This window comes from Limnohabitans sp. Hippo4, from assembly GCF_003063605.1.
Taxonomy (GTDB): Bacteria; Pseudomonadota; Gammaproteobacteria; order Burkholderiales; family Burkholderiaceae_C; genus Limnohabitans_A.
The window spans coordinates 1-19362 of the sequence record NZ_NESE01000008.1 but is presented as its reverse complement, the minus strand read 5'-3'; the positions used below and the strand labels follow the sequence as shown (position 1 = coordinate 19362).

The window sequence follows — 19362 nt, the reverse complement described above, 5'->3', positions numbered from 1 at the left end:
CGATGTTAACCGCTACAACGCCGTTCAAATGGCTTCGACGTAAAGCCACTGCCCTTGTTCGCACACAAAACGGCTGCGCTCATGCAGGCGATGCGCTTTGCCAGCCACGCGCACGCGCGCCACAAACACGACTTCAGCGGTGGCTTGTCCGTCTTGGAAGCCTGTGTCGACAAAGTCTTTGATTTCTAGACAAAGCCATTTGGCGCCCTCGTCAAAGTCCAATGTTTCGGGTCGGTGCGCCGCTTGCCAAGTGTGCTGAAGGTAGTCCGCGTTTTCCAACACAAAGGCGGTATAGCGCGAGCGCATCAAGTGCAGCGCATCGGGCGGTAACTCGCCTTGCTCAATGAAACGACCGCAGCAATCTGCATAGGCCACCTCTGTGCCCTTGCGCTTCAAGGCGGTGGGTGCGCCGCCGCAGGGACACAACTGGGGTGCAGGCAAAGTCAAGCCAAGGCCCTTTGAATGATGATTTTTTGAACGTCGCTGGTGCCTTCGTAAATTTGGCACACACGCACGTCGCGGTAAATTCTTTCAACTGGAAAGTCGCTGACCACGCCATAGCCCCCTAAAGTTTGAATGGCCGCACTGCAGATTTTTTCGGCCGCTTCGCTGGCAAACAACTTGGCCATGGCCGCTTCTTTCAAACAAGGCAGGCCAGCATCGCGCAATGACGCAGCGTGCCACATCAGTTGACGTGCAGCTTCCAGTTGCGTGGCGCAATCGGCCAAACGGAAACCCACGGCTTGGTGATTGAAGATGGCCGTGCCAAAACTTTCTCGCTGCTTGGCGTACTCAATGGCCACCTCTAGCGCACTGCGCGCCATGCCAATGCTTTGTGCCGCAATGCCAATGCGGCCTCCTTCTAGGGCAGACAAAGCGATTTTGTAACCTTCGCCTTCTTGGCCAATCAAATTCTCGGCAGGCACTTCGCAGTTTTCAAAATTGATTTGCGCAGTGTCACTGGAATGCTGACCCAGCTTGTCTTCCAAGCGCGCTACCTGGTAACCCGGTGTGGCTGTGGGCACAATGAACGCACTCATGCCTTTTTTGCCTGCACCTTTGTCAGTCACGGCAATGACGATGGCCACATCGCCATGCTTGCCGCTGGTGATGAACTGCTTCACGCCATTGATCACATAGGCATCGCCTTTGCGCGTGGCAGTAGTTCGCAAGGCTGAAGCATCCGAGCCCACATGCGGTTCGGTTAAGCAAAACGCACCCAGCAATTCACCTTGCGCCAAACGTGTCAGCCACTTTTGCTTTTGCGCATCGTTGCCGTAGCGCATGAGGATGGCGTTGACGGGGCAGTTGGTGACGCTGATGGTGGTGCTGACGCCACCATCTCCGGCGGCAATTTCTTCCAGCACCAAGGCGAGCGTGAGGTAATCCAAATTGGCACCGCCCAAGGACTCGGGCACACAAATGCCATAGGCACCTAAGGCCGCCAAACCTTTGTGCGCGTCTTTGGGGAACTCGTGAGTCTTGTCCCAGGTGGCGGCGTTGGGCCACAGTTGTTCTTTGGCAAATGCGCGCACAGCGTCGCGAATCATTTCTTGATCGGGGGTCAACAGCATGGGGTTCTTTCTAGTTTGCCTACCAAGGCAAGGTGGTTCCGTCGTAATTTAAAAACTGACCTTGAACAGCAGCGCGTTGCTTGGCGCCGCTGGCCGCTTCAAGCGTGGCACGCATTTGCGTCACACTGTCTTGCACGGTGAGAGGCGCAGCGTCACCGCCCATGTCGGTTTGCACCCAACCCGGACTGAGCGCCAACCAAGTGACATTGGGAAAATCAGAAGGTGCCGTGCGCACCACCATGTTGAGGGCGGCTTTGCTCACCTTGTACAAAGCAGCCCGGCCGCTGTCGGTCAACGCAAGGCTGGCCATGCGGCTGCTGACAAAGGCAAAGGTGCCATCAGCGTCAGCCACCCAAGGCGCTACTTGCGGCAAGGCCTGCATGGCGCCCAACACATTGGCGTGCATGAGGTCATCGAACACTTGTTGTGTGGGCGGTGTTTGCGGCGAGGCGCGGTCCATCACACCCGCCACATACAAAGCCACATCAATTTTTTCGCCATCCAAGCGCCAAGACAGACCGCTCACACTGGCAGGCTTGGCCACATCGAGTTTGAAAGTTTCTGCGCCCACAGCCTGCAGCTTGGCACAGCCTTCATCATCGCGCGCTGTGGCCAACACGCGCCAGCCATCGGCGGCATATTGACGCGCAAATTCAAAGCCAATGCCGCGCGAGGCGCCCAAGATCAAAACAGTTTTCATCGCTGGGCTCCTTGCTGAACTTTCGCTTAAACCAATTCCAACGCGACCGCAGTGCCTTCACCGCCACCGATGCACAGTGTGGCCAAACCTTTTTTCAGGCCACGTGCTTTGAGTGCGTGAATGAGCGTCACCATGATGCGCGCACCGGATGCGCCAATCGGGTGACCCAAGGCGCACGCACCACCGTTCACGTTCACCTTCTCGTGTGGCACATTGAGCTCTTTCATGAGGGCCATGGGCACCACAGCAAAGGCTTCGTTCACTTCCCACAAGTCCACATCGCCAACAGTCCAACCGGCTTTGGCCAAGGCTTTTTGCGTGGCACCCACTGGGGCTGTGGCAAACCATTCAGGTTCTTGCGCGTGTGTGGCGTGGCTCACAATGCGTGCCAAAGGTTTGCATCCCAATTTGTCTGCGGTGCTTTGACGCATCATGACCAGTGCTGCAGCGCCATCGTTGATCGATGAGCTTGAAGCGGCAGTGATGGTGCCGTCTTTTTTGAACGCAGGTTTCAAGCTGGTCACTTTGTCTAGCTTCACTTTGCCAGGACCTTCGTCCACAGACACGGTGGTTTCACCGGCACGTGTTTTGAAGGTGACAGGTGTGATTTCCGCTTGAAATGCACCAGAAGCTGTAGCGGCCTTGGCACGCTCCACGCTGGCAATGGCAAAGGCGTCTTGCTCTGCGCGCGAGAAGTTGTACTTGGCAGCGCAGTCTTCACCAAAGGTGCCCATGGAGCGGCCGGCTTCGTACGCGTCTTCCAAACCATCGAGCATCATGTGGTCGTAAATTTTGTCGTGGCCCATGCGATAACCACCGCGGCCCTTGAGCATCAAGTAGGGTGCGTTGGTCATGCTTTCCATGCCGCCAGCCACCAACACATCGTGCGTACCTGCTACCAACATGTCGTGCGCAAACATGGCGGCGCGCATGCCAGAGCCACACATCTTGGACATGGTGACGGCGCCTGCACTCTTGGGCAGACCGCCTTTGAAGCCCGCTTGACGCGCAGGTGCTTGGCCTTGGCCTGCCATCAGGCAATTGCCAAACAACACTTCAGTCACCAAATTGGCACTGAACTGAGAACCTGCGGCGGCACGTTCTACGGCCGCTTTGATGGCAGCGCCGCCCAAGTCATGTGCCGCCAAGGACGCAAAGTCGCCCTGAAAGCTGCCCATGGGCGTGCGTGCTGCGCTGACAATGACGACGGGGTCATGTGATGGGGTCATTTGAAATTCTCCAGATCGAATGAAAAGATAAAAATGGTTTACGCACCGCGGGGGTAGCGTTTGAAGGCGCGCCGAAACACATCGACCACCTCGTGTGAGCCTGTCATGGTGACGTCCATGTCCTTGACCAGGCCATCGTTCAAGCCATAGACCCAACCGTGGACGGCAATCTTTTGGCCGCGGCCCCAAGCGTCTTGCATGACATTAGACAAAGCCACGTTGCCCACTTGCTCAATGACGTTCATCTCACACATGGCGTCTTCAAGTTGCTGTTGTGGCAAATGGTTCAAGCGTTGGCGATGACGCAAGCGCACGTCTTGCACATGGCGCAGCCAGTTGTCGGCCAGACCAATGCGCGTGCCGCGGGTGGCAGCCAAAACACCACCACATCCATAGTGACCCACGACAATGATGTGCTCTACTTTGAGCGCGTCCACCGCATATTGAATGACCGACAAGGCATTCAAATCGGAATGCACCACCACATTGGCCACGTTGCGGTGCACAAACACCTCACCGGGCTCGAGGCCGGTAATTTGATTGGCAGGCACACGGCTGTCGGAACAACCGATCCACAAATATTTGGGTGACTGCTGCTGCGCCAAATGGTTGAAGAAGCCAGGCTGCTCGCGCTCCATGCGCTCGGCCCAAATGCGGTTGTTGTCAAAGAGGTGAGAAAGGTGTTTTGAAGTCATGCCTGCATTTTCTCAGCAAGTTTCCGCAAACAGTTCACGCCCAATCAGCATGCGGCGAATTTCGCTGGTGCCGGCACCAATTTCGTACAACTTGGCATCGCGCCACAGGCGGCCCAAGGGGTATTCGTTGATGTAGCCATTGCCACCAAAAATCTGCACGCCTTCGCCGGCCATCCAAGTGGCTTTTTCAGCACACCACAAAATGACACTGGCGCAGTCTTTGCGCACTTGACGCACGTGGTCGGTGCCCAGCATGTCGAGGTTTTTGCCAACGGTGTAGCAAAACGCCCGGCCCGCTTGCAACACGGTGTACATGTCGGCCACTTTGCCTTGAATCAGTTGAAACTCACCAATGCTTTGGCCAAACTGCTTGCGATCGTGGATGTAGGGAATGACGTTGTCCATCACCGATTGCATGATGCCCAAAGGACCGGCGGCCAGCACAGCACGCTCGTAATCCAAACCACTCATCAACACTTTGGCACCCATGTTGAGGCCGCCCAAAATGTTGTCTGCTGGCACTTCCACGTTTTGGAAGACCAACTCGCCTGTGTGGCTGCCGCGCATGCCCAACTTGTCCAGCTTCTGCGCAATGGAAAAGCCCTTCATGTTTTTCTCTATCAAGAATGCGGTGACGCCGCGCGCGCCCATCTCGGGTTCGGTTTTGGCATAGACCACCAAGGTGTCTGCATCGGGGCCGTTGGTGATCCACATCTTGTTGCCGTTGAGCACGTAGTAGCCGCCTTTGTCTTCAGCTTTGAGCTTCATGCTGATGACGTCAGAGCCAGCGCCTGGCTCGCTCATGGCCAATGCACCCACGTGCTCGCCACTGATCAGCTTAGGCAGGTACTTTTGCTTTTGCGCTTCGGTGCCGTTGCGCTTGATTTGGTTCACACACAAATTGCTGTGTGCGCCATACGACAAGCCCACGCTGGCCGATGCGCGAGAAATTTCTTCCATGGCAATCATGTGCGCCAAGTAACCCATGTTGGCGCCACCATAGGCTTCGGGCACGGTAATGCCCAAGACACCCACCTCACCCATCTTGCGCCACAGGTCCATGGGAAACTGATCGGTGCGATCGATTTCAGCAGCACGCGGTGCAATTTCGGCTTGCGCAAAATCGCGCACGGCATCGCGCAGCGCGTCAATGTCTTCACCCAATTGAAAATTCAAGCCTGGCATGTTCATGGTCATCTCTCCCAATTCATTCAGTAGGTTTGTGCAACAGGCACCAAGGTTTGTTGCATCACGGCGCACAAGGATTTCTTGCCTTGTGCATCAATATGGAAAACGTCAGCTGTGGTCACGACGATTCTTTTACCGCCTTTGACCACCTTGCCAATTGCGCGCAATTCACCTTCTTGGTGAGCGCTTAAAAAATTGATTTTGTATTCGGCGGTGACGACTTCCATGCCCTCAGGTAGAACCGTGAGGCCAGCGTAGCCACCCGCAATGTCGGCCAGTGCACCCATGGCACCGCCATGGAAACCACCTTGTTGCTGCGTCACCTTGTCGGTATAAGGCAGCGCAATTTCTACTTCGCCTTTTTCCACACGCACCAGCTTCGCATCCAAATGCACCATCAGGCCTTGCCGCGCCATGCTGGCCGCAACGCGCTGCGCCATCGGGCTGGTCAAATCATGGGTGCTCATGCAGCGCCCTTTTTCTGCGCCAACTTATCGGCCTTGGCCAGCAAAGTTCGCGCATCTTTTTCATGCGTCTTCACCTCTTCCAGCGTGGCATGCAAGTCGGCCAGTTGCGATTCCAATTGTTGGCGATGCTCGGCCAACACCACCAAAAACTTTTTCAGTTGAGGGCCTGTGTCGCGGGGGCTGTCGTACATGTCAATCAGTTCTTTGGCCTCGGTGAGTGACAAGCCCAGACGTTTGGCGCGCAAGGTGAGCTTGAGGCGGGTGCGATCGCGAGACGAATAAACCCGGTTGCGGCCGCCAGGGCCTGAGCGCTCGGGCTCCAAGAGGCCCATGTCTTCGTAAAAGCGAATGGCGCGTGTGGTCAGGTCAAATTCCTTGGCCAAGTCGCTGATTGAAAATTGTGTTGCCATGGTGCTTGCTTTCCTGCTTGCGCACAGGCGACAGACGGGGTCGACAGGTGCGTCTTACAATGCCTCCACTGTAATTGACGTTAACGTAAACGTCAATCTATCGACGGGAAATTTCCCCAACTCAGATTTGCCATGACCCAAACCACCACCTCACCACCGCAAGTGCCGCCCGCCGATCTGCTGGCCGGCGAAAAAGCCTTGCACTTTCCTTTGGGCACCACCCTCCCCGAATTGGGCCAAGCTTTGGAAGTGGCAGAGGGCGTTTGGTGGATCCGCATGGCTTTGCCCTTTGCCTTGGACCACATCAATTTGTGGCTGTTGGCCGATGCCGAAGAAACACCCACAGGCCTTCGACACGGCTGGACCGTGGTGGATTGCGGCGTCACCAACCCCGGGACGCAAGAAGCTTGGCGCCAAGTGATGGCCGGCCCGATGAAGGGTTTGCCTATTTTGCGCGTGGTGGTCACGCACATGCACCCCGATCACATGGGCCTGGCACACTGGCTGTGTGCAGAATTCAATGCGCCTTTGTGGATGAGTGCCACCGAGTACCAAGCCGCGCTGTTGGCATCCACAGGTGGATCGAACTTTGGCGGGTTAAGCACTCAACGGTTTTTTGCCGATCATGGCTGGAACGACACCGCCGATCAACAGCAAATCAAAGACCGCGTGTCGTATTACGCCAAGATGGTGCCCGCCGTGCCGGAGGCTTATCACCGCTTGATGCACGGGCGCGAGTTGCAAATTGGCGGTCGCACCTGGCGCTGCATCAGTGGCTGGGGCCATTCACCCGAACACATGGCACTGCACTGCGCAGCCGCCAATGTCTTGATCAGCGGCGACATGGTGCTGCCCAAAATCTCCACCAATGTCAGCGTTTATGCCCAAGAGCCCGAGGCCAATGCCCTGTCCTTGTTCATGCAATCGCTGCATCATTTTGACCCGCTGCCAGCAGACACCTTGGTGTTGCCGTCCCATGGTCGACCCTTTGTGGGCTTGCACACGCGCACAGCGCAATTGTTGAAGCACCATGAAGATCGCTTGGACGAAGTATTAGAAGCTTGTAGCGTGCAAGCAGGCAGCGCACACGACATGCTCAAAGTGATTTTCAAACGGCCCTTGGACTTTCACCAGACCACGTTTGCCATTGGCGAGTCGGTGGCGCATTTGCACGCGCTGTGGTTTGACGGAAAAATGTCGCGCGTCAAAGATGCGCAAGGTGTGTGGCGGTTTAAAACGCTGCGGTAAGCGCGCCAGCATGCGCTTACGCCCAGTTGGCCAAGTTCTCTTTTTGCAAGGCTTTGCGGCGCTCCACATGGTCGGGCAAGATCTCGGCCACCACTTTCCAAAACGCGGGGCTGTGGTTCATCTCGCGCAGGTGCGCCAGCTCGTGCACCACCACATAATCAATGGCTTCTAGCTTTAAATGAATCAGCCGCCAATTGAGGCGAATGGCGCCATCGATGCGGGCACTGCCCCAGCGTGAACCCGCGTTCGACAAACTGAGCTTGCGCCACTGCACACCCATTTGAGGCGCAAAGAAATTCAAACGCGACTCAAACAATTCACGCGCTTCACGCATCAGCCACGCTTGCACCGCATCACGAATTTGTGTCGCCTCCGCATTCAAAGGCAATGCCAGCTTGAGCTTACAGCCGTCATGCAGTTCACTGCGACCCACTTCAGGGCTCAGCCGCAAATGAATGGCGCTGCCCAAGTAGTCCAAGCTAGCACCATCCGCCCATTCAATTTGCCGAATGTTTTTTTGGCGCTCTTGCACTTCAGCCCATTTGCGCAGCACCCATTCGCCACGCTCTTGCAGACCCAGCTCCACTTCTTTCAAGGTGACCCACTTGGGTGCGCGAACCTCCAAACCATCGGGGCCCACCACAAAGCCAATCGACCTTCTGCGAACGCGTTGAAACAAATAGCTGACCCGCATACCCTCCAAAACCGTTTCGCGGTTGGCTCGGGGATGCGTCAGGGTTGGCCCCGAACTTTGTCTTGTTGTTGGCGGCACCTCTGCCGCAGGCGCTGGACTTAATAAATCAAGAACAAGTTGCAGCGGATTGCGCATCGGTGTTCTGTGTCCAAGCTTCAGGCGGCAGGTGCAGCTGACTCGGAATCGGTAGCTGGATAGGCCTCTGGGTCAAGGCGTCGCATTTCAGCCTCAATCCAGTTTTCCACTTCTTGCATCAACTCTTCAGGTTGGCGACCCACACTTGAAATGGGTTTGCCAATGGAGATATCGACAATGCCTGGTTTTTTGATGAAGGCCTTGGTGGGCCAGCATTTGGCAGACGTCACCGCGATGGGCACCACAGGCACACCGGCTTCAATGGCCAAGCGAGTGCCACCTGTTTTGTACACCCCTTTTTGGCCACGTGGAATGCGCGTGCCTTCAGGGAACATGATGACCCAGACGCCTTGTTCCATCAAACGTTTGCCTTGCGTGACCACTTTCTGAAAAGCCTGCGCACGTTGGCTGCGGTCGATGTGAATCATGTCCATGCGGCCCATGGCCCAGCCAAAGAAGGGCACGCTCAACAATTCTTTTTTGAACACATAGGCCAAGGGGTGCGGCATGATGACGGGCATCAAAAAAGTTTCCCACGTGGACTGGTGCTTGACCAACAGAATGACGGGGTCTTTTTCACCCAGCGGCAAGTTCTCCATGCCGGTGATGCGGTTTTGAATGCCCAAGATGTAAGTGCCACTGTGGATGGCATTGCGCAGCCATGCGACACACCACCAGTACAAACGGCTGCTGCTCATGAACATCGAAGCTGCCACCACCACCAGCGCCCAGGGGATGACAGTGACGGTCATCCACACCATGTGAATCAATGAGCGAATGAAGTTCATAAGGCGTGTTCCGGCGTTTTCTTCAAGAGTGCATCGACAAATGCATTGAGGTCTGTGTGCATTTGAGTGCCCGCAGGAAATGTGGGGGGCAAGCTTGCGCCGCGTAAAGCCAGCGAGTTGCCGGTCTGTACCAAATGAGGTGCACAGCCTGCGGCGGCGGCCGCTTGCATGTCGCGCAAACTGTCGCCCACAAAGGGCACATCTTTCACGTCGATGCCAAAGCGATCGGCCACTTGCTCAATCAAACCCGGCAAAGGCTTTCGGCACGTGCAGGCATCTTCGGGGGTGTGCGGGCAATAAAAAATGGCATCAATGCGACCACCCACTGCCGCCAATTGCTTCAGCATGCGTTTGTGAATGGCATTTAGCGATGCCACATCCAACAAGCCACGCCCCAAGCCCGACTGGTTGGTGGCCAGCACCACGTGGTAGCCCGCGTGATTCAAACGGCCCACTGCTTCGAGGGCGCCTGGCAAAGCCTGCCATTCTTCTGGCGACTTGATGTACTCATCACTGTCGTGATTGAGAGTGCCATCGCGGTCGAGAATGACGAGTTTCATGAGCTGCTCAGTTTGATGTGTGGTGGCTTATGCCAGACGCGACAAATCGGCCACGCGGTTCATGGCCACATGCAAGCACTTGAGCAAACCTTGGCGGTTTAAACGCACATCCATTTCTTCGGCGTTGACCATGACGTCGTCAAAGAACGCATCCACGGGCGAACGCAATGCGGCCAGTGTTTGCAATGAACCGGTGTAGTCACCTGCTTTGTACAAAGCCTCAGACTCGGGCAGCAAACGTTGCATCACTTCGTGCAAGGCTTGCTCGGCTGATTCTTTCAGCAGTGCAGGATTGACATGCGGATCGACCTCATCGGCCTTCTTCAAGATGTTGCCAATGCGCTTGTTGGCAGCAGCCAAGGCGGGGCTTTCGGGCAAAGCCGCAAAGGCGCGCACTGCTGCCAACAACTTGGGCACCTGGCCCAAGCGTGCAGGATGCAAAGCCAACACCGCGTCCACTTCTTGAACGCTGTAACCTTGCTCGCGCAATGCGCCAGCCAAACGGTCAAACAAGAAGGTGGTGAGGGCTTCAGAAGGATCAGTAATCTTGTCGCCAAACACAGGCACCGACAAAGCCAAGAGCTGACGCCAATCGAGCGCCAAATCTTTTTCCATCAACATGCGAATGACGCCCAAGGCGTGACGGCGCAGGGCAAACGGATCTTTGTCGCCGCTTGGCAAGTTGCCAATGCCAAACATGCCCACCAAGGTTTCGAGTTTGTCGGCCAAGGCCACCACCAAGCCCACGTTGTTGCGGGGCAACTCGTCTCCAGCAAAGCGGGGACGGTAATGGTCTTCAATGGCATCGGCAATGTCGGTCGACAAGCCATCGTGGCGCGCATAGTAGCCGCCCATGATGCCTTGCAACTCGGGGAACTCGCCCACCATGTCGGTCAGCAAATCGGTTTTGGCCAACTGGGCTGCAGTGTCGGCAGCTTGCGCCAATGCATCACCGCCCAGGGCTTGTCCCAAAGCTTTGGCAATGCCGCGCACGCGCGCCATGCGCTCGCCTTGTGTGCCCAGTTTGTTGTGGTACACCACCTTGTTCAAACCCTCGACGCGGGATGCCAATGTTTTCTTGCGATCCTGATCGAAGAAGAATTTGGCATCGGCCAAGCGGGGACGCACCACGCGCTCGTTGCCGCCAATCACAGCGCTGGCATCGGTTGGCGAAATGTTGCTGACCACCAAGAACTTGTTGGTGAGCTTGCCCTCTGCGGTGAGCAGCGGGAAGTATTTTTGGTTGGCCTTCATGGTCAGGATCAAACACTCCTGAGGCACTTCCAAAAACTGTGTTTCAAATTCGCAGGTGAGCACGTTGGGACGCTCCACCAAGGCCGTGACTTCATCCAACAAGGCTTCGTCTTCAATGGCTTTGGCACCGCCGCCTACTTTGGCAGCAGCGGCATGGAGTTGCTTCACGATTTCTGCACGGCGCTCCGCAAAGCTGGCAATCACGGCACCGTCGCGCGCCAAAGTGGCGGCATAACTGTCGGCGTCTTGAATGATGACGGGCGACACATTGGCTTCAAAGCGATGACCATGCGTTTGCTGACCCGCCTTCAAGCCCAAAGTTTTAACGGGCACCACCTCTTTGCCATGCAAAGCGACCAAGCCGTGCGCAGGACGCACAAAGTTGACACTGGTCCAACCGGGCAATTCGCAGTCGGTTTCCAGCTGATAGGTCATGACCTTGGGAATAGGCAACTTGGCCAAGCTTTCGTCCAATGCTTTTTGCAAACCCTGCAGCAGGCTTGCACCTTTGGCCACGCTGTCATAGAACAAAGCTTCCGCTTTGCCATCGGGGGCGCGCTTCAGTGAAGCCACCACAGCAGCCGGATTGCTGACGTCAGCACCAAGGGCTTGCAATTTTTTGAGCAAGGCGGGTGTGGCATTGCCGCTGGCATCGAGGCCCACAGCAACGGGCATCAGTTTTTGCTGAACAGCTTTGTCGGCAGCTTGTGCGGCCACTTGCGTCACATGTGCAGCCAATCGACGTGGCGAGGCATAAGCGGTGACCACCGATTGCGCATCGGTTAAACCGGCGTCGCGCAGCTGCTCGAACAACACGTTGGCAAATGATTCGCCCAATTTTTTGAGTGCCTTGGGTGGCAACTCTTCAACAAACAATTCAACGAGAAGGTTTTGATGTGTCATTTGGATGCTTACCTTCAGGCTGCTTTTTTGCTCAGCGCGTTTAACTGTTCAACCCACTCGCGAGGCGCCATGGGGAAGCCCAAACGCTCTCGGCTTTCTAAATAACTTTGTGCCACGGCACGCGCCAAATTGCGAATGCGACCGATGTAGGCCGCACGCTCCGTGACGCTGATGGCGCCGCGTGCGTCGAGCAAATTGAAAGTATGCGCACCTTTGAGAACTTGCTCGTAAGCGGGCAAAGCCAACTGCGCACCAATCAAATGCTGCGCTTGTTTTTCGTAAGCGGAGAACGCGGTGAACAAGAACTCAGCGTCAGAGTGCTCAAAGTTGTAGGTGGACTGCTCCACCTCGTTTTGGTGGTACACATCGCCGTAGCTGAGGGTGTCGGTCCACTTCAAGTTGTAAACGTTGTCGACACCTTGCAAGTACATGGCCAGGCGCTCAAGACCGTAGGTAATTTCGCCGGTGATGGGTTTGCAATCAATGCCGCCCACTTGTTGGAAGTACGTGAACTGCGTCACCTCCATGCCGTTAAGCCAAACTTCCCAGCCCAAACCCCAAGCACCCAGCGTTGGATTTTCCCAATCGTCTTCCACGAAACGAATGTCGTTCTTTTTGAGGTCGAAGCCCAAGGCTTCAAGCGAGCCCAAATACAAATCCAAAATGTTGGAAGGTGCTGGCTTCAAGACCACTTGGTATTGGTAGTAGTGCTGCAAGCGGTTTGGGTTTTCGCCATAACGGCCATCCTTTGGACGGCGGCTGGGTTGTACATAGGCGGCCTTCCATGGCTCGGGGCCAATGGCGCGCAAAAACGTGGCGGTGTGTGAAGTGCCAGCACCGACTTCCATGTCATAGGGTTGCAACAATGCACACCCCTGAGCATCCCAGTAGGACTGCAGTTTCAAAATGATTTGTTGGAAGGTCAACATGGCTGAAAAAATTAGGCCCCCGTACATCGGTGGCAACCCTTGATTTTAAATCGCCTGAGACCTAGCGCGCCGGAAAAACGCCCCCAAAACAAGAACAATTAAGCCGCAAAGCAACCAAAGCGGCCACAAACCCCATTGCGAGGTCCATTGCGCGTAAGGCGTGAGCCCCGTGCGCCCTTCAAACTCCCCCACCAACGCGCCGCGCGTGAACACAGGCAGTGAGGCCTTCACCTCACCTTTGGCGTCAATCAAAGCGGTCAAGCCCGTGTTGGTGGCGCGAATGACAGGACGTTGAAATTCCAAAGCACGCAGTTGCGAGATGGCGGTATGTTGGGCGGGCGCGGTGGTGTTGCCAAACCACGCCAAATTGCTCATGTTCACCAGCACGGTAGGGGCCTGGTCCGTGTTCGCAAAGTATTTCGCCACTTCCTCGCCAAACAAATCTTCGTAGCAAATTTGGGGCAACAAACGTTGACCTTGCCAAGTCATCACACCAGCCTTAGAACGCTGCTGACCAAAGTCACCCAAAGGAATGTTCATCAGGCGCACAAACCACTGAAAAAACGGCGGTACAAATTCACCAAAGGGCACCAGATGTTGTTTGTCGTAACGGTACATTGAGGTGTCAGGACCCAACGCCAACACCGAGTTGCTATAGCCCACATTGGCGCCCCCCATGGGCAGACCGATCAATGCCAGTTGGGCAGGCATTGGCTGTCCGGGCAAAGCGACTGGCGTTTGGTATTTGTTGTTGAGCGTTTGCCAATAAGCAGGCGAGAGTTGCTGTGGCAAAACGGGAATGGCCGTTTCGGGGGTGACCACCAAGGTCTCTGTGTTGGACAGCAATTGTTCGCCGTACCAACTGAGCGCCATCTGCACGCCTTGTCCTGGGATGAACTTCTCGTCTTGCGGAATATTGCCTTGCAGCAGGCGAACCTTCATGGTGCCGGCCGGCTGCGTGAAGGACTGAGGCCAATGCTGAAGTGCGGCGGGAATCAACGCAGCCAACAAGACGCAAAGCGCCAACAACCACAGCCAGGCACGCGTGCGTCCAGCCATCCAAATAGACAGCATCAGCGGCAGCGCCATGGCCAAGCCAGCGGCGATGGCACCCATGCCATACACCCCAACCCAAGGCGCATAGACGGCCAAGCCACTTTGTCCATGTGCATAGCCCGCAGCGCCCCAAGGAAAGCCTGTGAACCATTGGCCTCGGGCCAATTCAGCCAGCGTCCACAAGGCCGCAAACAATACGGCACCTGCCATCGCCAAGTTGAATTCAGACTTTCTCAAAAAGCTTTGAGGGTGGGTGACATACCGTCCTTCTTGATGGCGCGCATTCAAGAGCCAACGGCGATACAGCAACACCCAAAGGCCACCTGCGATTGCAAAGTAGCCGGCCAATGCCATGGCCAGCAGCACAACAGCCAAACACGCCAGCCATGAAGGCAGTCCGCCGTATTGATGCATCGACACATACAGCCAGCCCCATGTGGAGGTCATGGCGGCTGTGGCAAACAGGCCTGCAATCTTGAAGCCCTTCACCCAAGCTTTGGGGCCAGTGCGGTTTGAGCGGCGCGTGTTGGTGAAGTTTGTGAATTCAGATTCTTGTGATGCAGCTTGCAAAAGCAAAGCGCCTAAGCAGGCCAAACTGAGGCCTTGCAAAGTGCCAAACGATTGCCCCGAAATGCCCAAGGCATCGCCCAACGCAAAGGTTGGCCATGCCATTGAAAAACCATGCAAAACACCGGCCAACAATGAAGCGCCGAATGCCCACATGTTCATTTTTTAGGGCGAGAGGTGGGCGACACCTTGAACCACCGCACAGCACCGCCGCGCGTGTGCAGAACCACAAAATCCAAGCCCGACAAGCTGAACTTTTCACCCCGTTGCGGCACATGCCCCATCTCGTGGGCAATCAAGCCGCCGATGGTGTCAAAGTCATGTGTTTCTTCGTCGACCACATCGGGGTTGAGCTTCACACCAAAGGCTTCTGACACTCGCTCTAAAGATGTGTCGCCGCTGACGCGGTAAGTTTGATCCGCCAAGCCGAAGATGTCGCCGGCTTCTTCTTCGATGTCAAATTCGTCTTCGATCTCGCCCACAATTTCTTCGAGGACATCTTCAATGGTGATGAGGCCAGCTGTGCGGCCAAACTCATCAATCACGATGGCCAAGTGTTGCCGGTTGTCTCTGAATTGCCTGAGCAAATCATTGAGCCCTTTGCTCTCGGGCACAAACACGGCGGGACGCAACAATGCACGAATGTTGAGCTCTGGCGCGCGTTGCAGCTTGAGCAAATCTTTGGCCATCAAGATGCCAATGATGTTCTCGCGGTCGCCTTCGTAAACAGGGAATCGGGAATGTGCGGTGTCAATCACCTGATGCAGCAACTCATCAAAGGGCGCATCAATCGACAACAACTCCATGCGGGGGGCGGCCACCATGGCATCGCCTGCCGTCATGTCGGCCATTCGAATCACACCTTCCAGCATGAATCGACTTTGCGCATTGATGATGTCGTTGTCCTCGGCCTCTGCGAGTGTTTCGATCAGCTCGTCTTTGGAGTCGGGACCTGGGTGAATGAACTCTGCCAGTTTTTGCAAAAAAGAGCGTTTGTCTTCGCGCTTTGAATCACGCTTTAATTCACGTTTGGGATCGTGTTTCGAATCGTGTTTGTCGTCACGTTCATTCAAACGCGCAGGGTGAGGGTCGGACACAGTCAAATGGGCAAATGCCGTTGTTGCAGAACCTCAAGGATAGCGGATTAAACGCCCGATTGGTGGCGCGCATCGCGTACACCTCGGCGCACCTCTTGCATGGTTCTGAGCAGTTGGAGGAATTGTCGCGCCCGGGTTTTGATCTGGAAGTCCAAATCGGCCATGCCTTCTTCCAAGAATTCATGCATTTGACTGTCCAAATTGGCAGGCTGAAGGCTCAGGTAGGCATCGCTCTCACTGCCGTCGCGCTCAACACGGGCACCGGCCTTTCGCGCAATTTTCAGCATGGGCGTGTTCTCACTCAAGGCATGAATGAACATCAAGGACACGCCTTCGTTGCGGGCGCGGGTCATGGCGCGGTCGAACATGCGCGCGCCCAAGCCCCTGCCCCGCATCTTCAGATCGACCGACACCCCAAACTCGGCGCAGGTGGCCCACTGCGGATCGACCGAAAAGGCCAAGTGCGCCATCGAGACAATTTGCAGCCGACGGTTGAAGACGCCATAGATGTCGTCTCGCACAAAATCCAATTTGGCGACGTAGCCGTCAATCTGCTCATCGGTGGCAGGATAGCCAAATCGCAAATACCGATCCTGCGTTCCCAGACTTTTCAAATGCGCAGCAATCTTGGGCCGATGCTTGGCACTCAAGATGCGAATAGGGATCCACAGCATCCAGCGACGCCACAGGGATTTGGTGAGAGCAGCGAGTTGAGTCATAAGGGTTTACCCGCATTTTTGCACAAGTTTGCAAATCTGTCTGTGCGCTAGGACATGAAGTCCACAACAATTTTGTCGCTTAGGGGACGAAAAGCGGTTTTCCGCACCTGCTTCAGGGGTAATGCCTCATGGTGATCTTTCTGCAGAATGATGACAATGTCAGCATTCCTAGGAGCAGTACATGGACAAGATTTGGCTTAAGAATTACCCTGCCAACGTCAAACACGAAATTGACCCCAACGAGTATGCCTCGTTAACAGATTTACTCACTCGCGCATTTCAACACCACGGAGACAGCCCCTTTTCGGTCTGCATGGAGCGGTGGATGACTTACCGCGAGTTGGATCAACTGTCCCAAGCTTTGGGCGCCTGGTTTCAAGCGCAAGGCCTGAAACCGGGCGATCGCGTGGCCCTGATGTTGCCCAATATTCCGCAATTTGCCGTCACCATGGCGGCCATTTTGCGCGCTGGCTACACCTGCGTGAATGTCAATCCGCTTTATACAGCCCGTGAATTAGAACACCAGCTGAAAGACAGCGGCGCCAGTGCCATTGTGATTCTGGAGAACTTCGCCCATACCTTGGCAGAAGTGATTGAGCACACCCAAATCAAGCACACCGTGCTAGCTTCGATGGGTGATTTGCTAGGACCCGTGTATGGCCGTTGGATCACGTTTGCTGTTCGTCACTTGGCCAAAATGGTGCCCGAGTTTGAGTTGCCACTGGGCGACCATCACAAGGTCACGTCTTTCAAGGACGCGATTGCAGCGGGCCGTCACTTGTCCTTCAAGGCCGTTCCTCAAACCTTGGACGACATTGCCTTTTTGCAATACACCGGTGGTACGACAGGCTTGTCGAAGGGTGCTGTGCTCACCCACCGCAACATTGTGGCGGCCATCTTGCAAGCCGAGACATGGTTTGCGCCGGCACTCGAACGCTTGCCCGATTTGCGCAAAGTGAACAGCATTGCGGCTTTGCCTCTGTATCACATCTTTGCGTTGACGCTGTGTTTCTTGGCAATTCGTCAAGGCTCGCACCTTACCTTGGTGCCCAATCCCCGCGACTTTGCCAAGTTCATTGAAACGCTTAAAAAGCGCCCCTTCCACATGTTGCCTGGGGTGAACACCCTGTTCAATGCCTTGTTGCAACATCCCATGTTCAAGTCGGTTGATTTTTCCAACCTGTGTTTGACCCAAGCAGGTGGCATGGCGGCCTCTGAAGGTACTGCACGCGCATGGCAAGCTGCAACGGGAAGTGCCATGATCGAAGGCTGGGGCATGAGTGAAACTTGTGCCATTGGCACCAACAATCCTGTGACACGCACATCGTTCAGCGGCAACATTGGTTTGCCATTGCCCAGCATTGAATTGGCCATCAAAGACGATGCGGGCAACAGCTTGCCCCAAGGCGAGTCGGGTGAAATTTGCATTCGCGGACCCAACGTCATGGTCGGCTATTACAAACAAGAAGAAGAAACACGCAAGGCCTTCACACCCGACGGCTACATGCGCACGGGCGACGTGGGCATCATGGACGAAGAGGGTTACTTCAGAATTGTCGATCGCAAGAAGGACATGATCATTGTCAGCGGCTTCAATGTGTTCCCATCTGAATTGGAAAATGTGATTTCAATGTGCCCTGGTGTGATCGAGTGTGCCGCCATCGGCATTCCCGACAGCATGCAAGGCGAAGTCATCAAAGTCTTTGTGGTCCGAAGCGACAGCATGCTGACCGAAGATGCCGTGGCACGTTATTGCCACGACAACCTCACGGGCTACAAGCGACCCAAGTACATTGAATTCCGCGATGAATTGCCCAAATCCAACGTCGGCAAAATTTTGCGACGTGAACTGCGAACCAACACACACTGATTGAATGCCCAACGCGCTCAACATTTCTGGACTGCAAGTTTTTGAGCGCGGTTGGCTGTCGGCCAACAACATTCTTTTAACGGACGCAGGCTCCAGCACACTGGTCGACAGTGGCTATGTGACGCACCAAGATCAAACCTTGATGCTGATCCAAAAGGCCTTGGGCGATCGCCAATTAGACAGGTTGGTTAATACCCACTTACACAGCGATCACTGTGGTGGCAACGCCTTGCTGCAACGGACTTACCCGCAACTGTACACCTTGATTCCGCCTGGCGAATCGAGAGCTGTTGCCGCGTGGGATGCGGCGGCCTTGAGTTATGACGCGACAGGACAAGTTTGCCCAAGGTTTGGCTTTTCTGATGTCCTGCATGCAGGACAAACTTTAAGAATGGCCAACTTGGATTGGCAAGTGATGTCGGCACCCGGTCACGATCCGCATTCAGTCATTTTGTTTGAACCTCAGCACCGCATTTTGATATCGGCGGATGCTTTGTGGGCCAATGGATTTGGTGTGGTGTTTCCAGAGATGGAAGGGATTGCTGCCTTTGAAGAAGTTGCCAACACACTCGACTTGATTGAATCTTTGCATCCGCTTTGGGTCATTCCAGGTCATGGTGCCGTTTTTCAAGAGGTCGATGCCGCGCTTGCCAATGCCAGACACAAACTGGATGGCTTTGTGCAAAATCCCGCGAAGCACGCCAAGTACGGCGCCAAAGTACTCTTGAAATACAAACTGTTGGAATTGCATCAGGTTGAACAAGACAAGTTCATTGATTGGGCCAGCAAGGTTCGTTATTTTCAAATACTGCACCGCACCTACAGTGCGGGCACGCCCATCACAGACTGGGTGATGCTGATGTTGAAAGACCTGGAAAGAAGCCAAGCATTGGAATTTCAAGGCCACATGCTCGTCAATGTTTAACACTTGACGGTGTCAGTGAACCAAACGATCACTGCAAATATTGGACGAAAAAAAAAACGCCCCATATTTCTATGGGGCGTTTCTCGCTATAAGAGCCTGACGATGTCCTACTTTCACACGGGAACCCGCACTATCATCGGCGCTGAATCGTTTCACTGTCCTGTTCGGGATGGGAAGGAGTGGTACCAATTCGCTATGGTCATCAGGCAAAACTTTTGTGCTCGTCTGACCACCACGGTCAAACCAGCAAATTCACAGAGTTCGAATTAGATCGGCTTTTCAGCCATATTTTGAATGCGTCAAACTTGGCATAACAGCCTTGATCGTGAACCTGTCTATTGCTAGACAAGCGAT

The 19362-nt window shown here is 55.0% G+C and carries 19 protein-coding genes and 1 rRNA gene; 3 read left to right on the top strand and 17 right to left on the bottom strand.

Annotated features, from left to right (window positions below; translation table 11 throughout):
* Positions 1-24: 24 nt before the first annotated feature.
* From B9Z46_RS14460 to B9Z46_RS14425, 8 genes are read right to left on the bottom strand one after another with little or no spacing between them, the layout of a single operon-like run.
* On the bottom strand, positions 25-447 hold the full coding sequence (locus B9Z46_RS14460; RefSeq protein ID WP_369907463.1) for a YchJ family protein: 423 nt from the start codon (positions 445-447) through the stop codon (positions 25-27).
* A complete protein-coding gene (locus tag B9Z46_RS14455; protein WP_108257297.1) occupies positions 444-1574 on the bottom strand; it encodes an acyl-CoA dehydrogenase family protein in 1131 nt (376 codons plus the stop codon). Before B9Z46_RS14455 ends, B9Z46_RS14460 begins: the two co-directional genes overlap by 4 nt.
* 19 nt (positions 1575-1593) lie before the next feature.
* Positions 1594-2274 (bottom strand): SDR family oxidoreductase, encoded by a 681-nt coding sequence (locus B9Z46_RS14450; protein ID WP_108257296.1) that lies wholly within the window; start codon positions 2272-2274, stop codon positions 1594-1596.
* A 26-nt stretch (positions 2275-2300) separates the two neighbouring features.
* A complete protein-coding gene (locus tag B9Z46_RS14445; RefSeq protein WP_108257295.1) occupies positions 2301-3503 on the bottom strand; it encodes an acetyl-CoA C-acyltransferase in 1203 nt (400 codons plus the stop codon).
* Positions 3504-3541: 38 nt separating this feature from the next.
* Positions 3542-4198: a carbonate dehydratase gene (gene can / locus B9Z46_RS14440; protein ID WP_108257294.1), complete on the bottom strand. Its 657-nt coding sequence runs from the start codon at positions 4196-4198 to the stop codon at positions 3542-3544.
* A gap of 12 nt (positions 4199-4210) precedes the next feature.
* Complete coding sequence (locus tag B9Z46_RS14435) at positions 4211-5389, bottom strand: isovaleryl-CoA dehydrogenase (RefSeq protein ID WP_197274889.1); 1179 nt, start codon at positions 5387-5389, stop codon at positions 4211-4213.
* 20 nt (positions 5390-5409) lie between these two features.
* Complete coding sequence (locus B9Z46_RS14430; protein WP_233246031.1) at positions 5410-5853, bottom strand: PaaI family thioesterase; 444 nt, start codon at positions 5851-5853, stop codon at positions 5410-5412.
* Complete coding sequence (locus tag B9Z46_RS14425; protein ID WP_055359211.1) at positions 5850-6263, bottom strand: MerR family DNA-binding transcriptional regulator; 414 nt, start codon at positions 6261-6263, stop codon at positions 5850-5852. The genes B9Z46_RS14430 and B9Z46_RS14425 overlap by 4 nt, the downstream gene beginning before the upstream one ends.
* Positions 6264-6395: 132 nt before the next feature.
* On the opposite strand from B9Z46_RS14425, the gene B9Z46_RS14420 reads away from it, so the two are divergent.
* Entirely contained in the window at positions 6396-7511 is a 1116-nt protein-coding gene (locus B9Z46_RS14420) for an MBL fold metallo-hydrolase (RefSeq protein WP_108257292.1), read from the top strand.
* Between the two features lie 16 nt (positions 7512-7527).
* On the opposite strand, the gene B9Z46_RS14415 is transcribed toward B9Z46_RS14420, so the two are convergent.
* The 8 genes from B9Z46_RS14415 to B9Z46_RS14380 are packed head-to-tail and all read right to left on the bottom strand — an operon-like array spanning position 7528 to position 16213.
* Positions 7528-8340, bottom strand: coding sequence for a M48 family metallopeptidase (locus B9Z46_RS14415; RefSeq protein ID WP_108257291.1), 813 nt, complete (start codon positions 8338-8340; stop codon positions 7528-7530).
* Positions 8341-8360: 20 nt separating this feature from the next.
* Positions 8361-9128, bottom strand: a complete 768-nt coding sequence (locus B9Z46_RS14410) for a 1-acyl-sn-glycerol-3-phosphate acyltransferase (protein ID WP_108257290.1) — start codon at positions 9126-9128, stop codon at positions 8361-8363.
* Positions 9125-9688, bottom strand: coding sequence for a D-glycero-beta-D-manno-heptose 1,7-bisphosphate 7-phosphatase (gene gmhB / locus B9Z46_RS14405; RefSeq protein ID WP_108257289.1), 564 nt, complete (start codon positions 9686-9688; stop codon positions 9125-9127). The genes B9Z46_RS14410 and gmhB overlap by 4 nt, the downstream gene beginning before the upstream one ends.
* A 27-nt stretch (positions 9689-9715) precedes the next feature.
* The gene (gene glyS / locus B9Z46_RS14400) at positions 9716-11845 is read right to left on the bottom strand and encodes a glycine--tRNA ligase subunit beta (RefSeq protein WP_108257288.1); all 2130 of its coding nucleotides are present in this window, start codon (positions 11843-11845) and stop codon (positions 9716-9718) included.
* 14 nt (positions 11846-11859) lie between these two features.
* Positions 11860-12774, bottom strand: a complete 915-nt coding sequence (glyQ, locus tag B9Z46_RS14395) for a glycine--tRNA ligase subunit alpha (RefSeq protein ID WP_108257323.1) — start codon at positions 12772-12774, stop codon at positions 11860-11862.
* Positions 12775-12819: 45 nt separating this feature from the next.
* Entirely contained in the window at positions 12820-14553 is a 1734-nt protein-coding gene (gene lnt / locus B9Z46_RS14390) for an apolipoprotein N-acyltransferase (protein WP_233246030.1), read from the bottom strand.
* Positions 14554-14555: 2 nt separating this feature from the next.
* Entirely contained in the window at positions 14556-15494 is a 939-nt protein-coding gene (locus B9Z46_RS14385; RefSeq protein WP_369907462.1) for an HlyC/CorC family transporter, read from the bottom strand.
* A 47-nt stretch (positions 15495-15541) separates the two neighbouring features.
* Positions 15542-16213 carry a GNAT family N-acetyltransferase gene (locus tag B9Z46_RS14380; protein WP_158268446.1) on the bottom strand — a complete coding sequence of 224 codons (672 nt, stop codon included), beginning with the start codon at positions 16211-16213 and terminating at the stop codon, positions 15542-15544.
* A gap of 181 nt (positions 16214-16394) precedes the next feature.
* Between B9Z46_RS14380 and B9Z46_RS14375 the strand changes: the two genes are divergently transcribed.
* Both B9Z46_RS14375 and B9Z46_RS14370 read left to right on the top strand, forming a co-directional pair.
* On the top strand, positions 16395-18083 hold the full coding sequence (locus B9Z46_RS14375) for an AMP-binding protein (RefSeq protein WP_108257286.1): 1689 nt from the start codon (positions 16395-16397) through the stop codon (positions 18081-18083).
* 4 nt (positions 18084-18087) lie between these two features.
* A complete protein-coding gene (locus B9Z46_RS14370; RefSeq protein WP_108257285.1) occupies positions 18088-19008 on the top strand; it encodes an MBL fold metallo-hydrolase in 921 nt (306 codons plus the stop codon).
* A gap of 94 nt (positions 19009-19102) precedes the next feature.
* Here B9Z46_RS14370 and rrf read toward each other — a convergent pair.
* Positions 19103-19215: ribosomal RNA gene (gene rrf / locus B9Z46_RS14365) — 5S ribosomal RNA — on the bottom strand.
* Positions 19216-19362 lie beyond the last annotated feature (147 nt).

Coding starts and splice junctions, on each gene's coding strand:
- B9Z46_RS14425 (WP_055359211.1), bottom strand. CDS start 6,263: ATGGCAACACAATTTTCAATCAGCGACTTGGCCAAGGAATTTGACCTG.
- B9Z46_RS14435 (WP_197274889.1), bottom strand. CDS start 5,389: ATGAACATGCCAGGCTTGAATTTTCAATTGGGTGAAGACATTGACGCG.
- B9Z46_RS14450 (WP_108257296.1), bottom strand. CDS start 2,274: ATGAAAACTGTTTTGATCTTGGGCGCCTCGCGCGGCATTGGCTTTGAA.
- B9Z46_RS14430 (WP_233246031.1), bottom strand. CDS start 5,853: ATGAGCACCCATGATTTGACCAGCCCGATGGCGCAGCGCGTTGCGGCC.
- B9Z46_RS14415 (WP_108257291.1), bottom strand. CDS start 8,340: ATGCGCAATCCGCTGCAACTTGTTCTTGATTTATTAAGTCCAGCGCCT.
- B9Z46_RS14370 (WP_108257285.1), top strand. CDS start 18,088: ATGCCCAACGCGCTCAACATTTCTGGACTGCAAGTTTTTGAGCGCGGT.
- can (WP_108257294.1), bottom strand. CDS start 4,198: ATGACTTCAAAACACCTTTCTCACCTCTTTGACAACAACCGCATTTGG.
- B9Z46_RS14375 (WP_108257286.1), top strand. CDS start 16,395: ATGGACAAGATTTGGCTTAAGAATTACCCTGCCAACGTCAAACACGAA.
- B9Z46_RS14455 (WP_108257297.1), bottom strand. CDS start 1,574: ATGCTGTTGACCCCCGATCAAGAAATGATTCGCGACGCTGTGCGCGCA.
- gmhB (WP_108257289.1), bottom strand. CDS start 9,688: ATGAAACTCGTCATTCTCGACCGCGATGGCACTCTCAATCACGACAGT.
- B9Z46_RS14380 (WP_158268446.1), bottom strand. CDS start 16,213: ATGACTCAACTCGCTGCTCTCACCAAATCCCTGTGGCGTCGCTGGATG.
- B9Z46_RS14445 (WP_108257295.1), bottom strand. CDS start 3,503: ATGACCCCATCACATGACCCCGTCGTCATTGTCAGCGCAGCACGCACG.
- lnt (WP_233246030.1), bottom strand. CDS start 14,553: ATGTGGGCATTCGGCGCTTCATTGTTGGCCGGTGTTTTGCATGGTTTT.
- B9Z46_RS14420 (WP_108257292.1), top strand. CDS start 6,396: ATGACCCAAACCACCACCTCACCACCGCAAGTGCCGCCCGCCGATCTG.
- glyS (WP_108257288.1), bottom strand. CDS start 11,845: ATGACACATCAAAACCTTCTCGTTGAATTGTTTGTTGAAGAGTTGCCA.
- B9Z46_RS14410 (WP_108257290.1), bottom strand. CDS start 9,128: ATGAACTTCATTCGCTCATTGATTCACATGGTGTGGATGACCGTCACT.
- glyQ (WP_108257323.1), bottom strand. CDS start 12,774: ATGTTGACCTTCCAACAAATCATTTTGAAACTGCAGTCCTACTGGGAT.